Origin of the sequence: Bacillus sp. 2205SS5-2 (genome assembly GCF_037024155.1) — a bacterium.
Lineage (GTDB): Bacteria > Bacillota > Bacilli > Bacillales > Bacillaceae_K > Bacillus_CI.
Window position 1 is genome coordinate 1 of the sequence record NZ_JAYKTS010000012.1, and the last position, 17075, is coordinate 17075.

A 17075-nucleotide genomic window follows, 5' to 3' on the forward strand; every position below is an offset into this window, starting at 1 on the left:
CAAAAAAGAGGCGACCTCAGACCTGCATTAACAGGATGAACAGTTTAATGCATCATTAAACCGCTAGACCCCATTTTCATTCATTGCGGTGTCTGACAGGACATGGGGTTTCGTATACATTGTTGCTCTTGACACAAAGAAAAACAGGCAGTAGGGTTATTTCGATTGATTTCTTCCTTTTTATCTAGAAGTGAAGAATTTTTCATTAGGAAAAGAGCACGAAGTCATACAAGTCAAGGGATTCCTTCTTATTCGAAAAGCCACGATCTTTGCGAAAACAGCCAACTAAAAAAGATAAGAGATCAAGTGACTTTGGTATTAATCTGTTCCTGGTCCATGTTTAATTTCAAAAAAGAGAACTAGTGCAGTAATGGAGTGGGCGATGATCCGTAAAACAGGGAAAAAGTTTGAAAAAGCAGCAAAAATCCCTAAAACACTTCCAAGTATTGGTTCATTTTCATCTTGTGAAACGATTAGTACCGCTATATGCCAAAGAGCAAACCAGCAGAGTAGGTAGGGAATCGTTTCAGATAGAATCGTACCAAAAACAGGAAGTGCAAGAAATAGTTCTACGGAAAAGGAAAGCCATTTAAGTCGAGTAATCAGACTACTCACCTCCTTTGATAAGTTTTTTGATATTTAAAAGTAAGTAAGAAGTAATTAAAATGGTTTTGTTGTCTGTTCGAGATTATAAGTCAAGCTCTGTCATATGGTTGTTGCCGATAGATTTCGTGCAACGTGTTTTTCTTATCAGTGTATGGGGGAAAGACCCAAGTGGTTCATCTTGAAAAAAATAGTTGAGAATAATTTTCAATTACACTATACTTGTAATTGCGAATGAAAATCGTTATCGATTAAGGGGGATTTAAATGAAAAAACTACCGTGGAAAACCATGACTACGACGGCACTTGCCTTTTCTTTACTGCTTACAGGATGTGTTCCAAAAGAAAAAAATACGAAAGAAACATCACTAAAGCAAAAGAATGAGAGTCATGCTAATAATGAAAAGAATATTTCAGTACCAGTGAAAAACTATAATTTTGACACAGCGGGAAATATGTTTGCTTATGCGGAGTTTGAGCTATCAGGTGAACCTTTAGCTGAATCACTTGGTTTGAATTTAGATATATTAGATGTGAATGCAATTAATCAACCCACTGTTTTTGATTACACTGCAGGCGTAGAATCGTACGAGTATTCAGAGGAAGCTATGTATGAGGTGGTTGAAAAATCAGGTTTAGGTTTACATCTGGTGAATGGACCAGTCATTAAAGCAATGGCTCAACAAGAACAAAAAAGCACAGAAGAGATTCTAGGTGAACGCTTTTATTCGTTAGCAGATTCCGTTGGGTATCCCCAAGAGGAAATATTTCAAGGAATGTTTCCTACCTTTATGGAATACGCAGGTGGAGACCCCCATTACATAACAGAAGTGAACACCAATGAATACGCAACTAATGAAGATGAATCTTATGTCCCAATGTATCAAGTGAACTTTGATTCACTAAGATGGGATCGAGACAGCATGAATAAAACGCTTGTTCCAGCAGCATACGGAGCAACTTTTTTAAAACAAGCCTTATGGGCGGGTGACTTCATGGGAGGATACCATACCATTAATGAGGATGAAGAACTAGAAGCCGTTACTCCAAAAGATGATGATGACAATAATATTGCCTTAGGAGTTAGTTCAGCAGACGGCTTCCAAGGAGTAATATTAACGGAGGAAATTTGGAATAAGCTTGACTACATTTCTAACAATCTCTTTCTCCAATCAGCTACGGATGAGTTAACAGGTATCGACCTTGCAAAAACGTATCAACCTGAGAAAGGGTTGGTGTATCTACCACATGAAATTGCGGTGGAAGAAAGCAATGAACTTGGTTCGAATGCGAAAGCAGTCAACGTGACTGATGAAAGAAGTATACTGATGGACCAAATGCTTATGCTTTGGCCGAGTGCTGAGTTTTATGGGATGACGGATCAAAGAAAAGAAAATCCAAACAAAAACCCAGCATTTCTAGCTTTATTTGACGGAGCCCCTTATCCTTCTGCTCCAGCAGAAAATATCGATTTATCGAAAGAAAACAATGTTAACAGCAATGATCCATTTACCTTAACTCAATCTGTACTTCTACAAGTCTTTAAAAATATTGATTACATGCATTTTAATGAAGAACATGGTCTCTTTATTCAAGAGCACGATGGTCAAGAACAAGGAACCAAGATGGATACTTTCCAAGCAGGTTATACAATGGAAGCGTTACGTATCTTTCAACGAGCGATCGATGGGTTACCAGTAGGTTATGGAAGTGGAGATGAAGCAGAAGGACTCGGTACGGATGAAGGGAAACGTGCCCTTGTAATGATGAAAGCACAAGCGGATATGATTCTTGATAAATTAGTGATGGATTCAGGTTTGGTCGCAAAAGGCTATGACCTAAAAATAGGTGTGGAGGAAGAAGTAAACTTAGAGGCTCAACTTGGGGCGATTCGCGGGCTGACAGCTGTCTATTTAGCCACAAAAGAGGAGAAATATCGCGAAGCTGCGCAAAAAATATACATTGCAATGGATGATTCATTATGGAATGAAGTTGCAGGTGCGTATATAACGTCCACTGGGAAAATGGACTATACCCCTTATACAGCAGGGGCTGTTTCAGCGGTATATCGTATAGCGCTTCAAAATCTTAGTAATGTTGAAGGTGACGAGATTAGGAGTGAATCCTTGGAACAGGAAACGATTATTTCCCGTTATTCTACCTTTTACGAAACGGTCATTGATGGTCCGTCCATAACAGAAGGAATGCAAGCGAGTGAATTTTGGGATACAGGTGACGCGTATAAAAAGAATGATGAATCCGGCAATAGTGATGGCGATAATGTACCGCAAATTCAAGCAGGGCATGGTGAATTTGGTATTTCCCCAGTGTTACTACCTGTATCGATCGAAATGAAGTAAAAGAAGGGGAAATCATGAGAAAAATTATCTACCTGTTCGCAGCATTCGTAGTTTTGTCACTTAGTGCTTGTAGTATTTTTGGTGGAAACGAAAAAGCATCCTTCAACAGCATTCGATCGGAGGATATTCATTCTGATAATATTTTGTTAAATCAACAGGGCGAGCTTCTGTTTACGGCGAATCTGGATGCCAATTCTGTCACCATTATGAACACAGCCACAAAGAAAATTCTAGCTGAGATTCCAGTAGGAAGAGAACCCGTTCAGCTAGCACTCTCACCAGATGAAGACCGTCTATATGTTTCCTGTCGTTATGAAAACAAAATTGATGTTATTTCAATTGAATCATTCGAAGTGATGGCCTCCATCCCAGTTGGAATCGAGCCTTTTGGACTAGTAACGAGTCCAGACGGTAGAACACTCTATGTATCTGAATATCGGCAAAATACGATAGCGATTATTGATGTCAAAAAAGAAAAAGTTGATCGTCGTATTGAGGTGGGGGATCGTCCGAGAACCTTAGCGTTAACTGCTTCAGGGGAAAAATTGTACGTTCCCCATTATTTAAATGGAAAGATCTCAGTGGTTGATACTAAGGAAGAAAAGGTGAGCAAAACCATTACTCTTGCCACTTCCCCAAATCATCCAGATCCAAAGAAGAGTCAAGGAATTCCAAATACACTCGAGCAATTCGTCATTGCGCCTGATGGGAAAACCGCATGGGTCCCTCATTTATTAGGCAATGTGGATACACCGATTCATTTTGAAGAAACAATTTTTCCGGCGATATCGGTGATTGACCTTGAGCAAGATGTTGAATTGATTGACGAACGAAAGGAGCTTTTTGAAGAAATTAATGTTCAAAATTCGCAAAATGAAACATTCATTGTATCGAATCCTTACGATGTAGAGTTTAGTGAGAATGGGAAAAAAGCGTTTGTTATCATGTCAGGTAGTGAAGACCTTGTCGTTTTTAATCTCGCACGGGGCGGGAACGCTACGCAAGTTTTACGGAGAATCACTGGAAATAATCCAAGAGGCTTGGTTAGTGCAAAAACTGGTGAAAAGTTATTTATTCATAATGCCATGACACATGATATCGCAACGGTTATAACCGGAGGCGATTCGTCTTATTCACGTGCAAAGCTTCAAGGAGATAATGTGAAGCTCATTTCGAAAGATCCATTAACACCGATTATCCGGGAAGGAAAGACAATTTTCTATAGTGGAAATAGCGATGAATTTTCTGCTGACATAACTGGTAATAATTGGATGAGTTGTGCGAGCTGTCATAGTGACGGAGAGATAAATGGATTAACATTTATGACCGGAAAAGGACAGCGAAACGTACCGAGTAATGTTCTAACGACAGAAACAGGTTTGTTTATGTGGGATGGAAGCCGTGACGATTTTACCGATTATCTCCTCACCGTTCAAGGAGAAATGGGCGGCATGATGGACTATAATCCGAGTGAACCGCTTCCGCAAAAAGTGGAGGCAATGTATGATGCATTATTTGCCTTTTTACAAAATCCAAGTTCATTTCCTCCCCCGCAATCTCCTTTTAAAGAAGAGGGTGAGCTGAGTGATGTGGCGATAGAAGGAAGAGAATTATTTGAGGGAAAAGGAAATTGTTTAGCTTGTCATGGTGGAGCAACCTATACGGATAGTGTGTTAGCCACTAATCAGAGCGGAGAATTAACGACCAGTGTTGAAGAATACCTTCATAACATAGGAACGGCCAATCTTTTCGATGTTTCATCAAGTGGGGATGCAAGAGCAAAAGGGGCTAACCCACGTGATGGTCAATCCTTTGACACGCCCACTTTAGTCGGAGTCTGGGCGACACCTCCCTATCTTCATGATGGAAGTGCTGAAACAATTGAAGAGAGTATACAACGTCATATTTATCAAGAAGTTCCGATTTTATCCCCTGGAGAATTGTTGAAAATTGCTGAATACGTTCGAACACTGGATTAGTGATATAGGATGATTACATCATGCCGTCAAGAGAGAAAAAGGAGACTAGGGTGATAATCAAAGGCTGTTTTCGCAAAGATTGTGGCTTTTCGAATAGGAATATATTCCATGATTTGTATGACTTCGTGCTCTTTTCCTCATGAAAAATTCTCCATTTCTAAATAAAAGGTAAGAAATTAGTCGGAAAAACCTTACTGCCTGTTTTTTCTTTGTGCCAATAGCAACAAAGGATACGAAAAGAGCCTAATCAAAAAAAGCAGAAAATCAAGAGCATCATCCGAAATATGAATCTTCCAGTCAAAGTAACAGTAAAGCGTAAGAAAAAGCCATTCAGTTCGCTGAATGGCTTTTTCTGATTGTATCGTAAGAATACGAGGATGCGTGTAAGTGACCTCAACTTAAATTTTTATTTTAAGTTGAATATAATTAGCACTTTGCTTCAAATCTTGGGTTTCTTCCTACTAATGAAATACCGGTTTATCTTTTATATTCTGATGAAGTAATGTAATCTTGATTACAGAAGTATTAGCAATAAGTCTTTAGAATATGAGTGGAGATAAAAATACTTGATTCGGTATGTATCATTGCTCGATTTCACCGTTAGTCTTGTAAAAGTTGCTTTCGCATAATCATTAATCCGAAAGAATGGAAGAAAGCAGTGTTACCATCCGTCTTTATATACTAGAGAAACAAAGAATGAGAAAAGAGCCTTAAAAAAAATAAAAATAGCCCGGAGTTGAGGGGGATAACTCGAAAAAATCGGGTTAGCAGAACCATATTAAGGAGTACACTTCCATGTCGATTTTCATAACGGTTTCGATTTTAAGTAGTATTTTATTTATAAGCTATCGCTTTGTAGCACGATTTTCATTGTCTCGTTATTTTATTACTACCCCTTATCTAGCGACTTTTTTCCTGATTGGAGGGAATACGTTGTACCAAAATTTATTTGGTGCAACGTATTCTTTTTCTCCATTTGTGGAGAGGGTGAGCGTTGTGTTATTCGTGTTGACGTTAGGGATTATAATGGGAACAGTCTTTACATCGCTTCATTGGAAGCGAATGGGAAAGCTTTGGGTTTATAGCTCCATTTTGCTCATCCTTTTCAGTCTCTTGTCAAGAATCTTACAACAAACAGAATGGGCGTGGTTTTTTCACCCGGTTTTCTTTGCCTATAATGATGAACTTGTTCAACGGATAATTGGTTTAGAGGATCGAAGTACAGTGCTTCATATTGGTGCGACTCAAATGGTGATTATTTTTTATCTGACGCCGATTATTCTAATGATGATGAGACACTATTTGAGGGGGGCATTAGAAGAAATCGTGTTGGACAAGTTTGACAAAAGTGTAAGCAAGAAGTCTGCATATACATTCCTTCTCTTTCTTCTTATCTCGATAGGGATCGTCTTCGTGAAAAGTGTTTGGATTCAAGACAAGATTCCATTTCTATTTGACTTCGTACTTGCGATGATAATTGGTTTTGGCTACGGGATTTGGGTCAGAAGTGCCCAGCAAGAGAAAGTGTCGCTACTTACAAGTAGAGCACAGAAGATCGGTACGATTGGTTTATACTTCTATATTTCGATGGTCATTTATCGTCAATTTCCGCTATTTCTCTCTCATGCTGAAGAAGCTCAGCTTTCACTGGTGATTGTGAAATTAGTTTTGATCGCGATAATCGCTTTATTTTTAGTTCTGAAGCTGTTTCCCAATTTTGTTTTTCATGAAAAATTAGTTGCAGCCATTGCGGGCTGGACTTTTATGATGAATGCTCCTGTCGTGTGTATGCACGGGATGCGTTCGGTGGTGAATACGTACGGTCCAGCACCACATGTATTATTAACTGTGCCCCCCATCATTTTATGGACAATTAATTATGTTCAACTTCTGCTTGGTCTAATCCTTTAGCAATCCAAACACGATTTTTAGCAATGGTTTCACTTAAAGTTTTAGCATGATTACTCGTGCCTTTTAAAGAGTGTGAGAGCGTGTCAAGCTCTTCTTTTTGCGATTCAACAATGGCGATAGCCCCGCTAATTTCATCAAATTTACCCACCGTTTCTTGTGCTTTTTGAATACTATTTTTAGATTTTTGAGCAGAAACGGTGGAGATTTGTTCCACAGCACCGATTTCTTTTAGAATATCGTCAATCGATTTTTCCGCTTGTTTTGTAGCTTTTGTACTCTCTTCGGATAGTTTGCGTACCTCTTGGGCCACGACATTAAATCCTCTACCGGCATCGCCTGCCCTTGCCGCCTCAATCGATGCATTTAGCGCGAGTAAATTCGTTTGCGAAGAAATTTTTTGTAAAGATGAAATAATCGTAATAAGCGATTGGGATAAAGATCCAAGAGAATGAACTCGTTGTTGTAATCGACTTGCTTCTGATTCTACTTCACCTATTTCCGATAATGTTTCATGGACCATGATTTTACCTTCGTTTGATTTAGTAGCAGCCAAGCTAACTTGTTCTTTAATTTGGTCAGAAAGATTAGCTAATGTTTGGGACTGATTCACAATGGAGTCCGCATCTGTTAAGAAATTTTCCATGATTATTTTTTGCTCTTTCATGACTCCTTGTGCTTTTGAGATTAAGCTCTGGTTTGTGTTCATTTTGTAATTCCTCTCTATGTAGAAGTATGTTTATTCTATTATAAGCGATAATTCTTAGGATAAAAGTAACCCGTGTTACAAGATGAAAAGAAAAATGAAGTGTCTTTCTCGACATTGGCCATCGTTAGGTGTGGAAATAAGCGTAAATTACTAGCATTTAGGAATGATTTTTGTATGAGAAAAGGCAAATTTAAGTCTCACCAAATTAGGATGTTTGACCCACCCAAATTAGGTTTATACCAATATTGGAATTAACATTGCTTTTTGCATGAATGGCGGGTGCGGTGTGTAGTGAGCTTAACGATCGTTTTTTTTTGGATTAAATGCTGTTATAGAGTGAATTTAGGAATGGAAATCGGACATTTTATTCAACATCACCTTCTAATGGTACAAAGAAATGGCTAGAAGTGGGCCAACTCAAAATAGGTGAGTGAACGGGCAAACAACAATCTTTGTGAAAGGTTGTTTTCTCAAGGTTATTTTGGTAAAGTTTGTGGTTTTTCGAACCAGTCTATAAACGGTGATATCGCTTTGTTTCGGGAATCATCAGTGAAATGGGCAATTTAATAAAAAATCAAATGAAATAGCCACAATGTATACGAAAAGAGCCTTTTGTAAAGATTCTCGCTTTTCTTTTTTTACGGTCGCCGTTCTGATAAATAGAGCTGTTCTCCAGCATTTTTTCATTCAATAACAACAAAGGATCCGAATAAAGCTTTGTGAAAACGGTCTAAAGAAAAGAAAATCAGTCAAGAGCTTCGGTTTTTAGGAAGGAATTCTACTACCTGTTCAGAAATAAAGAAGAGGAGAGGGGAAAGTCACGACTAAACAAATCAATTGGAAGGAGAGTGGATTAAAATGGAATTGACTCGGTTAAACGAATTTAAAGTGATAGGATTTAAATGGGAAGGCACATTTGAAGAAGCTCAATTAGGGGGGATTAAGGAATTATTTTCAAAATTAAGTGATCTAAAGCAAGACGAGATCAACCGAGAAGTATATGGCGTTTCGAACAATCATCATGAAAATGGTTTTGCGTATTATGTGGGGTACGCTGTTCAAGATGATGAGGAAATCGATCTGGAAAGTATTATCGTACCCAAGATGCAGTATGCGAGCATGCAGCACTCAGGCACAGATGTGATGAGTAGCTATAAAAAGTTATACCGCTGGGTTGAGGAGCAAGGATTTCAACCAAGAGTAGATAATATTCAGCATGTAGAAATCTATCCTATTGGCTATAACCCTTATCGTGATGCTCCAGAGATGGAAATCCTCTTGCCATTAAAAAGTGAAGAGATATAATCATAATCTATCATGGATTTAGTGGAGGAACACGTCAATGTGTTCTTTTTTTAGGTTCTTTTAATACGAGGCTGTTTTCGCAATGATTGTGGCTTTTCGTACAAGAATGAATCCTTTGACGATGAATGGTCATTGTCCCCAATACCTATAAGAAATAGGACGATGTTAAGTACTAAATGATAATACTAGATATGCTCTGAAACTTTTTTAATAGATGGAAGCTCTAATAGGTGAAAGGAGGTTTTCCATTGAATCAGCTTGAGCTTGTGAAAAAGTCCATCACGGGAGACGAGAAAGCATTTGAAATCCTTGTGAAAAATGAAAGTGAAAAACTATATAAAACAGCTTTTCTTTATGTAAGGAATAAGGAGGATGCGTTAGATGTATTGCAAGAAACCATCTATAAAGCATTTATATCGATTGCACAGCTCAAATATCCAGAGTTCTTCTCAACTTGGTTAACGAAGATCCTCATTCGAACAGCCATTGATATGTTAGAAAAACAGAAAAAGCTGGTCTGTGATGAAAAGGTCATGCAGCATGCACCCGCGGCTAAAGCTCCTGACATTGACTCTAAGGTGGATCTAATTCGAGCGATTTCTACATTAAGTCAAGACTATCAAACCGTAATTATATTATTTTACTACCATGATTACCCGATTCGTTTGATTGCTGAGGCGGTAAATAAACCAGAAAACACGGTAAAAACCTATTTACGCAGAGCAAAATTACAGTTGAAAGATCTTTTGGAAGGAGCGAACAATAGTGAAAAAAGCTTATTTTCATGATGAAATGAATGAAATTGATTTTCCGGAGCAAGAGGCATTTCAAGCTATTAGCAAAGGGATTGAACAGGGAAAAAATGAAAAAAAGCCGAAGAAAAAACAGTCGATAAAAAAATATGCATGGATTACGTCTATTGCAGCCTCTGCTTTTTTAGTATCTGGACTATATTTCTCACCTGTTTCAAATGTCTTAGCATCAGTCCCATTTATTGGATCGATTTATGAGAAATTTAATCTTGAATTGGGTGCTGAATTATCCAATAGACAATTAGTTACGGCTTTGAATGAAACAGCTTCAAATAATGGTGTGGATATTACGATAATGGATGCTTATTATGAAGGGGATAAAGTGGGCCTTTCTTTTAATGTTGAAGGGGAAGATGTTACATTAGATTTTGATCGTGAGAGAGAGCCAGAAAGCGGCTACAGTTTCCATCTATTTGATGGGAAGGAACAGAAACAATGGTCAGGTGGTCATAGCCAGTTAGAACAAGAAGGGAACGGGTATATTGCAGCGATAGAATTGTCTAGCAGTGAGACTACTTTACCAGAAAGATTCACACTTCCAGTTACCTTTACCAGAATAACAGGCATTAAAGGGACCTGGCAGTTTGAGATTCCCCTTGAGCGTCTGCCATATGAAACGGTTCAGTTAAATTCAGAGAATGAGCTAGCCGGTGGATATTCATTAACTGTAAATACGTTATCTAAAGGACAGGCAACGACAGTCATAGACTACACAACATTCTATCCAAATGATCTTAAATATGATCAAATTGATTTTAAAATCTATGATGATCGTAATAATGTTATAACGAAACACGCTGGAAATATTTTATCTAGTCAGGAAAATGAAGTAGGTGTGATGAAAGAGAACCGCCTTACGATCAATCAAGAAGTAAATCAGGAGGTGGAATATTTAACCGTCTATCCTGAAATTAGACATACTGAGCAGCCGACGGTCCTGACATTAGACCAGGAAGGTGAGTTTTTAGTTAAAAGTAATCGATTTGATTATACAATTAAAGTAAACAAAGTGGAACAAGACAAGAATAAGGTCCGTATCGATTATCATATACAGGGTGTCAGTCCAGACAGAATTCGAGAGGATATTATCGAAAATTTTGCGGATCATATTTCGCTTATTCAAACCGAGAATATCATATTCGATGAGGGTGGCGAATTGGATATGAATAAATCAATAAATGGTACAATTCGTAGTGATGAAACCGTTCGAATAGACAAAGAAAATTGGCATTTTCAATCCGAATTTCCAGTTCAACTAGAGGACGAGGCTGACAGGGGAAACTATTCAATTATGGTTGGCTTTGGGACCTTAAGTTTGAATGAGCCTCCAAATAAACTAAAGCCGATAAAAATTAATATACAATAGGAAAAAGCTAGAGCATGGAGATTTCTCCATGCTCTAGCTTTTTCAGAATTACTCTTTTGCTTGTACATTATAGCCATTTACGACAGTATCCAGTTTCCCCGTCCCAGGATCTATCACTAACCCATGAACTGGAACAGTGGATGTAAGCAAAGGATGGTTCCGTATCATCTCAACACTATGGACAACACTTTCTTCTACACTGGAAAAACCAGCAAGCCACCCCTCCAAATCGATGCCGGCATATTGTAATGTATCAAACGTATCCTTGGAAATGCCTCTATTAGTCATCTTGCTCATAATACTTCCGCTTTCAAGACTGCTCATCCCGCAGTCATGATGACCAATTACAAGGATTTCATCTGCTTGAAGCTCATAGACCGCAACTAATAGACTTCTCATAATACTTCCAAACGGATGATTCACAACCGCACCTGCATTTCGAACGATTTTGACATCGCCGTTTTTCATATTCATCGCACGTGTGACTAGTTCGACTAAGCGTGTATCCATGCAGGTTAAGATAACTAATTTTTTATCGGGGAATTTAGTAGTAATTAAAGATTCATATTTTTTTTCATCAACAAACATTTTATTATAATCAAGTATTTCAGATAAGATAGACATCGCTTCACCTCATAATTAAGTGTTTTTGGAATTATTCCTACTATATATATATTACACACTCTTGCTGCAGTGTCCAAATTTAGATACCCGAAAATCACAAAAAATGTTCTTAAATACTATTCAAACGCTACCTGCAGAATTATCTTGATTAGGATAACTAGTAATTGTTGAGGTTGCATGAAATTCATTCAGTTGCCAGTACTAGCCTATTGACATCTAGTTAAGGTTTTTCTAGTATTAATACATGTGAAAAGAATACCCGCCTATTGATGGGAGAGGTTCATAGCAATAACCCTCTATAAAAAACTATGAGTCTGAATACATTGATTCAGCTTTAGTTAAGAGTAGTGAAACCGACCTGTCTTCTTAGGCTTCTTAGGAGGAAATGACATGAGTGGAAGAAAAGAAGAAGAATTAGATGGAGTTACATTACTAGGCAATCAAGGAACAAACTATTCATTTGAATATGCTCCAGAGGTTCTAGAATCATTTGATAATAAACATCCAAATCGCGATTATTTTGTTAAATTTAATTGTCCGGAATTTACTTCTTTATGTCCGAAAACCAACCAACCTGATTTCGCGACGATTTATATTAGTTATATTCCTAATCAAAAAATGGTAGAAAGTAAATCATTAAAGCTCTATTTATTTAGTTTTCGAAATCATGGCGATTTCCACGAGGATTGCATGAATATCATTATGAACGATTTGATTGAGCTAATGGACCCTCGCTATATTGAAGTGTGGGGGAAATTTACGCCGCGTGGTGGAATCTCGATCGATCCTTATACGAATTATGGAAAACCAGGCACGAAGTATGAAGAGATGGCATCTTATCGCTTAATGAATCACGATTTATATCCTGAAACGATTGATAATCGATAAGGGAAACAAAAAATCCCACTGTTGCGATTTGCGGCAATGGGACTTTTATATGGGTTAATAACCAGATGATAGTGATGTCAGTTTTGCTAGTTTGGCTTGAGATATCTGTAAGAAAGGGTATGCAACCCCCATAACTTAAGTTGTAAAGGCGAATGCTATGGTAGATAGTGATTTAGCGAAGCGACTAAAAATAGGGGAGGCATAGTACAATGGACATCGATCAAGTATTAGAGGACACTGTAGAATTGGCACAAGAACCTTGGAAATGCCCTATACACTATATTGATATTGATCAATTATTGGACAATAAGGAGCATTAAGTAGAGAAAAATTCAAAAAAACTTGCACAAAGTTATTAGAAAATTATATAATATCCATATATTCTGTCGTTAAAGGAGGGGAAAAGAGATGAAACATGTTGGACTACGCACACAATTCTTGGCATACATCCATATTTGTCGTGCGATTTTTCATGTGAACATTGTTGAGGGGATGAGTCTGCCCTTTTTCAACAATTTCATAGTGAGACCAACCTGTTAGAAACTCTCTTTACCCCCTTATATTCCTTATAAGAGTCACGGGAAAGTATTTCTTTCCTGTGGCTCTTTTTTATTTAGGTGGTTTTGGGGCATCTTTTCTTACTATGTTCAACACATTTAAGGGCGGAAATGAGTGTTTATGACCATTTCAAGATGAGTTAATTACAAAGGATAAGAAAGGAAGAATTAACGATGATACTATGTGGTGTGCATGCAATTAGTAAAATGTACGGAGGAAATATCCTCTTTGAAAATATATCTCTTGAAATTCATGAAGGAGACCGAATTGGTTTAGTAGGTAGAAACGGGACAGGTAAAACGACTTTATTCAAATTGATTGCTAAACAATATCATCCAGATATTGGATATATTTCCCTACAAAAAGGAGCACAAATTGGATATTTGGCTCAAATTCCAACCTATCCGACAAATATGACCGGACTAGAAGTTTTAGAAACCGCTTTTTCTGAGTTAAAGGAAATGGAACGACAAATGAAAGCTGTTGAACAGGAAATGAGTAATAACCCTGAGAATATTGATCATATGCTGCAGAATTACGGTCAGATGCAAGAACAATATACGATTCGAGGTGGCTATGGAATCGAAGCTAGTATTGCAAGAGTAACGAATGGATTAAATATTCAGGACTTACTAGATAAGTCTTTTCATTCTTTAAGCGGGGGAGAGCAGACCAAAATTTGTTTAGCGTTAATACTCCTGAAAGAACCAGATCTTCTATTATTAGATGAGCCAACAAATCATTTAGATGTCCATGCTGTGGAGTGGCTCGAAGAATTTCTTCGTGACTATAAAGGAACGGTGGTGTTGATATCCCATGATCGCTATTTTATTGATGAAGTAGCGACCAAAATAATGGATCTCGAAGACGGGGAAATTCATGTGTACCATACAAATTACACAAAATATGTCCAAGAGAAAGAAGAAAAATTAATGCATGAATTTCATCATTATCAAGAACAGCAAAAGAAGATAAAAAAAATGAAGGAAACGATTAAGAAATTGCGGGAATGGGCTAGCCAAGCAAATCCACCGAGTGAAAAATTATTTCGTCGAGCCAAAAGTATGGAAAAGGCGTTAGAAAGAATGGAAAAACTAAAGAAGCCGATCATAGATGCTAAAAAAATCGATCTTAAATTTCAACAAAAAGACCGTAGCGGGAAAGATGTGGTCGTACTTGAAAACGTCGCAAAATCATTTGGAGACAGGCTCTTGTTTCATGAGGCGGATATGTTGGTTCAATATGGAGAACGGACCGCTATTGTTGGGGGAAATGGGTCTGGGAAATCGACGATCATTAAAATGCTTTTGGATGAAGAGCAGCCTACTACCGGTAAGGTGAGACTTGGAAGTAGCGTGAAGGTTGGCTATTTATCACAGCATTCTAATTTTGATAGTGACAGGAAACTAATTGATGTGTTTCGAGAAGAAGTTCCCGTTACTGAAGGGGAAGCTAGACATATTTTAGCCCGCTTTTTATTTTATGGCCCGGCTGTTTTTCGAAAGGTATCGGGTTTAAGCGGGGGAGAGAAAATGAGATTACGTCTTGCCCAGCTGATGTATCAAGATCTGAACTTACTCCTTTTAGATGAACCGACGAATCATCTTGATATTGAATCAAGAGAGGTATTAGAAGAAGCTCTTGAGAATTTTCCAGGAACTATTTTAGCTGTATCCCATGACCGCTACTTCTTAAATAAACTGTTTCAGAGAACGTACTGGATTGAAGATCGAAAGCTGTACCAATTTGCTGGACCGTATTCTTGGGCAAGAACAAAGCTTGCTGTGGTTCGTCCTCGAGAAGAAGAATCCAAAGCAGTAAAACTGTCAGAAAGTACAGTCGTAAAGAGCGAGAATAAAGAAAAAACGTCAACGAAACAAATTGAAGAAATTGAACAAGAGCTGCTAGAGATGGAAACAGCGATTACACAATTAGAAAACCAAATGACCACTCTAACGGACGTCCAACTATTGCAATCGCTTCATGAAGAGAAACAGGAAAAAGAAAAGCATCGAGATGCACTTTATCAGCAGTGGGAACGATTACTGTAAAAAGATTATCCTTTTACTAAGAGAATCTTTCATAAAGGCTGTTTTCGCAAAGATTGCGGTTTTTCGAATGAGCCCTCCTATTATGATGGGGATTGACTTCGGGCATCTTTTCGCAACTTTTTTAACACGAAATGAGGGAAGAATAGCGTGTTTCCATCCGTTTTCGTATGCTAGAACAACAAAGTATGCGAAAAGAGCCTTCATAAAACTACAAACTTATCAGAAACGAGCTTATTCTAATAAGCTCGTTTTCTACTGTTGACTAAAGGTATTTACCATTTGACGGGGAACGGATATCTATACAAAAAATGAAAATTGAGTGGAGTTTTTAAAAAGTTGTAAAATAGTGGATGGAATTCTGTATACTTGTAGTGAATACATAGGGAAAAAAGGAGTGGATAAGGTGAAAAATGTATTTGAACATTGGTACACGCACGGACAAGGCTAAGAACTTTATCAAAGGCTCATTTCGTATAACTTGTGGCTATTTCATCATATTTTTGATTAAATCTTTCCTGGGCTTGGGAGCTTCAATTCGACTTTGTGCACGAAGTCGTCTACGTCATAAATCATGAAAATCTGTATCGCCAAGAAGAAAATATTTTTTGAATTAGTGAATCTTTCTGTCTTCCTGTTCGTAAATAAAGTATCAAAATAAAGAGAATGAGAGAGGAGAATTACCTTGTTTGAATTATTTAAACGTGTCAAAACCGTTGTTAGTGCGGAGCTCCATTCAATAATTGATAAAGCAGAAGATCCAGTCGTGATGATTGAGCAATATCTGCGCGAAATGAATCAGGAAATTGTCGAGGCAGAAAAAGCTACAGCAAAAATGATGGCAGAAGAAAAATTATTGAGTCGGAAAATTGAAGAAGCTAAATTATTAACAGAAAAAAGAGAAAGTCAAGCAATTGAAGCCTTAAAAAGTAACCGTGAAGACTTAGCAAAGCGTGCACTTCAAGACAAAAAGCATGTGTTAGAAGAATTAGACCAGTTAATCTCTATTCATCAGAAAACAGCTCAACTCGTCGTCGATTTAAAAGATAAATTAAAAGTAATGAAAGCGGAATGGCGTGAACTGGAACTAAAACGAGACAGTTTGAAATCCAGAGCGCAAGCCGCTAAATCAAAAACAAGTATTAATCGTAGCTTATCGACCAGTAATACAATGAGTGCTAGAAAAGGATTTCAACGCATGGAAGAAAAAGTACTTCAATCCGAAGCACTTGCCGATACGACAGAGGAACTGCAAACGATGAATAAGTCCTTAGAACAGGAATTAAAAGATTTAGGTGGCGAAAGTGAAATCGACATAGAGCTACAACGTTTAAAAGATCAATTAAATCAATAGCCATAAAGGGTGAGAATCAATGGAGGTTTTCGGCACTTCATTACAATCTATATATTTAACAATCTTGATTATTTCAGGTAGTTTCACACTACTTTATATTTTGTTTGGCGATATGTTAGATGGGATTTTCGGTACGTTTGATTTCTTAAACCCTACGCTGGTGTTATCCTTTCTAACATTTTTCTCGGCAAGTGGTTATTTATTTGAGTTGTTGACTAGTTTCAATAGCCTGATTATTATCGTTATTTCCCTGGCACTGGGTCTACTGTTTACTACGTTATTAAATGTATTCATCTTAATTCCACTTTCTTCGGCAGAAGGATCGTTGGTTTACACCGAAGAGTCGTTGAAAGGAAGAGTCGGTAAGGTCATTATTTCAGTTCCAGAAGATGGATTTGGAGAAGTGATTTTAGATGGAGTCAGTGGGGTTATCTCAAAACCAGCCGCTAGTTTTGATAATGAAGGAATCCGTGAAGGTTCGAAAGTTTTAGTGATTGATATAAAAAAAGGTGTGCTTTATGTAGTACCACATGATACAGAACAATTATTAGGATAGGGGAA

At 37.7% G+C, this 17075-nt stretch carries 14 protein-coding genes and 1 riboswitch; of the genes, 11 read left to right on the forward strand and 3 right to left on the reverse strand.

What is annotated here, in order from left to right; all coding sequences use genetic code 11:
- Positions 1 to 318: 318 nt before the first annotated feature.
- Positions 319 to 615, reverse strand: coding sequence for a hypothetical protein (locus tag U8D43_RS09735; protein ID WP_335870991.1), 297 nt, complete (start codon positions 613 to 615; stop codon positions 319 to 321).
- Positions 616 to 869: 254 nt separating this feature from the next.
- Between U8D43_RS09735 and U8D43_RS09740 the strand changes: the two genes are divergently transcribed.
- From U8D43_RS09740 to U8D43_RS09750, 3 genes are all read left to right on the forward strand, one after another.
- Positions 870 to 2963, forward strand: a complete 2094-nt coding sequence (locus U8D43_RS09740) for a hypothetical protein (protein WP_335870992.1) — start codon at positions 870 to 872, stop codon at positions 2961 to 2963.
- Positions 2964 to 2977: 14 nt separating this feature from the next.
- Positions 2978 to 4942, forward strand: coding sequence for a beta-propeller fold lactonase family protein (locus U8D43_RS09745; protein ID WP_335870993.1), 1965 nt, complete (start codon positions 2978 to 2980; stop codon positions 4940 to 4942).
- Between the two features lie 795 nt (positions 4943 to 5737).
- On the forward strand, positions 5738 to 6853 hold the full coding sequence (locus U8D43_RS09750; RefSeq protein WP_335870994.1) for a hypothetical protein: 1116 nt from the start codon (positions 5738 to 5740) through the stop codon (positions 6851 to 6853).
- On the opposite strand, the gene U8D43_RS09755 is transcribed toward U8D43_RS09750, so the two are convergent.
- Positions 6816 to 7559, reverse strand: coding sequence for a methyl-accepting chemotaxis protein (locus U8D43_RS09755; protein WP_335870995.1), 744 nt, complete (start codon positions 7557 to 7559; stop codon positions 6816 to 6818). The genes U8D43_RS09750 and U8D43_RS09755 overlap by 38 nt on opposite strands.
- Positions 7560 to 8417: 858 nt before the next feature.
- Here U8D43_RS09755 and U8D43_RS09760 point away from each other — a divergent pair.
- From U8D43_RS09760 to U8D43_RS09770, 3 genes are all read left to right on the forward strand, one after another.
- Entirely contained in the window at positions 8418 to 8864 is a 447-nt protein-coding gene (locus U8D43_RS09760) for a GyrI-like domain-containing protein (protein ID WP_335870996.1), read from the forward strand.
- 248 nt (positions 8865 to 9112) lie between these two features.
- The gene (locus tag U8D43_RS09765) at positions 9113 to 9652 is read left to right on the forward strand and encodes a sigma-70 family RNA polymerase sigma factor (RefSeq protein ID WP_335870997.1); all 540 of its coding nucleotides are present in this window, start codon (positions 9113 to 9115) and stop codon (positions 9650 to 9652) included.
- Positions 9630 to 11042: a DUF4179 domain-containing protein gene (locus tag U8D43_RS09770; protein WP_335870998.1), complete on the forward strand. Its 1413-nt coding sequence runs from the start codon at positions 9630 to 9632 to the stop codon at positions 11040 to 11042. Before U8D43_RS09765 ends, U8D43_RS09770 begins: the two co-directional genes overlap by 23 nt.
- Before the next feature lie 48 nt (positions 11043 to 11090).
- Here U8D43_RS09770 and U8D43_RS09775 read toward each other — a convergent pair whose 3' ends face one another.
- Positions 11091 to 11666, reverse strand: a complete 576-nt coding sequence (locus U8D43_RS09775; RefSeq protein ID WP_335870999.1) for a beta-class carbonic anhydrase — start codon at positions 11664 to 11666, stop codon at positions 11091 to 11093.
- Between the two features lie 269 nt (positions 11667 to 11935).
- Positions 11936 to 11982: riboswitch (PreQ1 riboswitch) on the forward strand.
- A 74-nt stretch (positions 11983 to 12056) separates the two neighbouring features.
- Here U8D43_RS09775 and queF point away from each other — a divergent pair.
- The 5 genes from queF to U8D43_RS09800 all read left to right on the forward strand — a co-directional run bounded on the left by queF (position 12057) and on the right by U8D43_RS09800 (position 17070).
- Entirely contained in the window at positions 12057 to 12554 is a 498-nt protein-coding gene (queF, locus tag U8D43_RS09780) for a preQ(1) synthase (protein ID WP_335871000.1), read from the forward strand.
- Between the two features lie 408 nt (positions 12555 to 12962).
- Positions 12963 to 13094 (forward strand): RAxF-45 family protein, encoded by a 132-nt coding sequence (locus U8D43_RS09785; protein WP_335871001.1) that lies wholly within the window; start codon positions 12963 to 12965, stop codon positions 13092 to 13094.
- A gap of 191 nt (positions 13095 to 13285) precedes the next feature.
- Positions 13286 to 15163, forward strand: coding sequence for a ribosomal protection-like ABC-F family protein (abc-f, locus tag U8D43_RS09790; protein ID WP_335871002.1), 1878 nt, complete (start codon positions 13286 to 13288; stop codon positions 15161 to 15163).
- Between the two features lie 682 nt (positions 15164 to 15845).
- A complete protein-coding gene (locus U8D43_RS09795; protein ID WP_335871003.1) occupies positions 15846 to 16514 on the forward strand; it encodes a PspA/IM30 family protein in 669 nt (222 codons plus the stop codon).
- A gap of 19 nt (positions 16515 to 16533) precedes the next feature.
- Positions 16534 to 17070 (forward strand): NfeD family membrane protein, encoded by a 537-nt coding sequence (locus U8D43_RS09800; protein WP_335871004.1) that lies wholly within the window; start codon positions 16534 to 16536, stop codon positions 17068 to 17070.
- Positions 17071 to 17075: the final 5 nt, after the last annotated feature.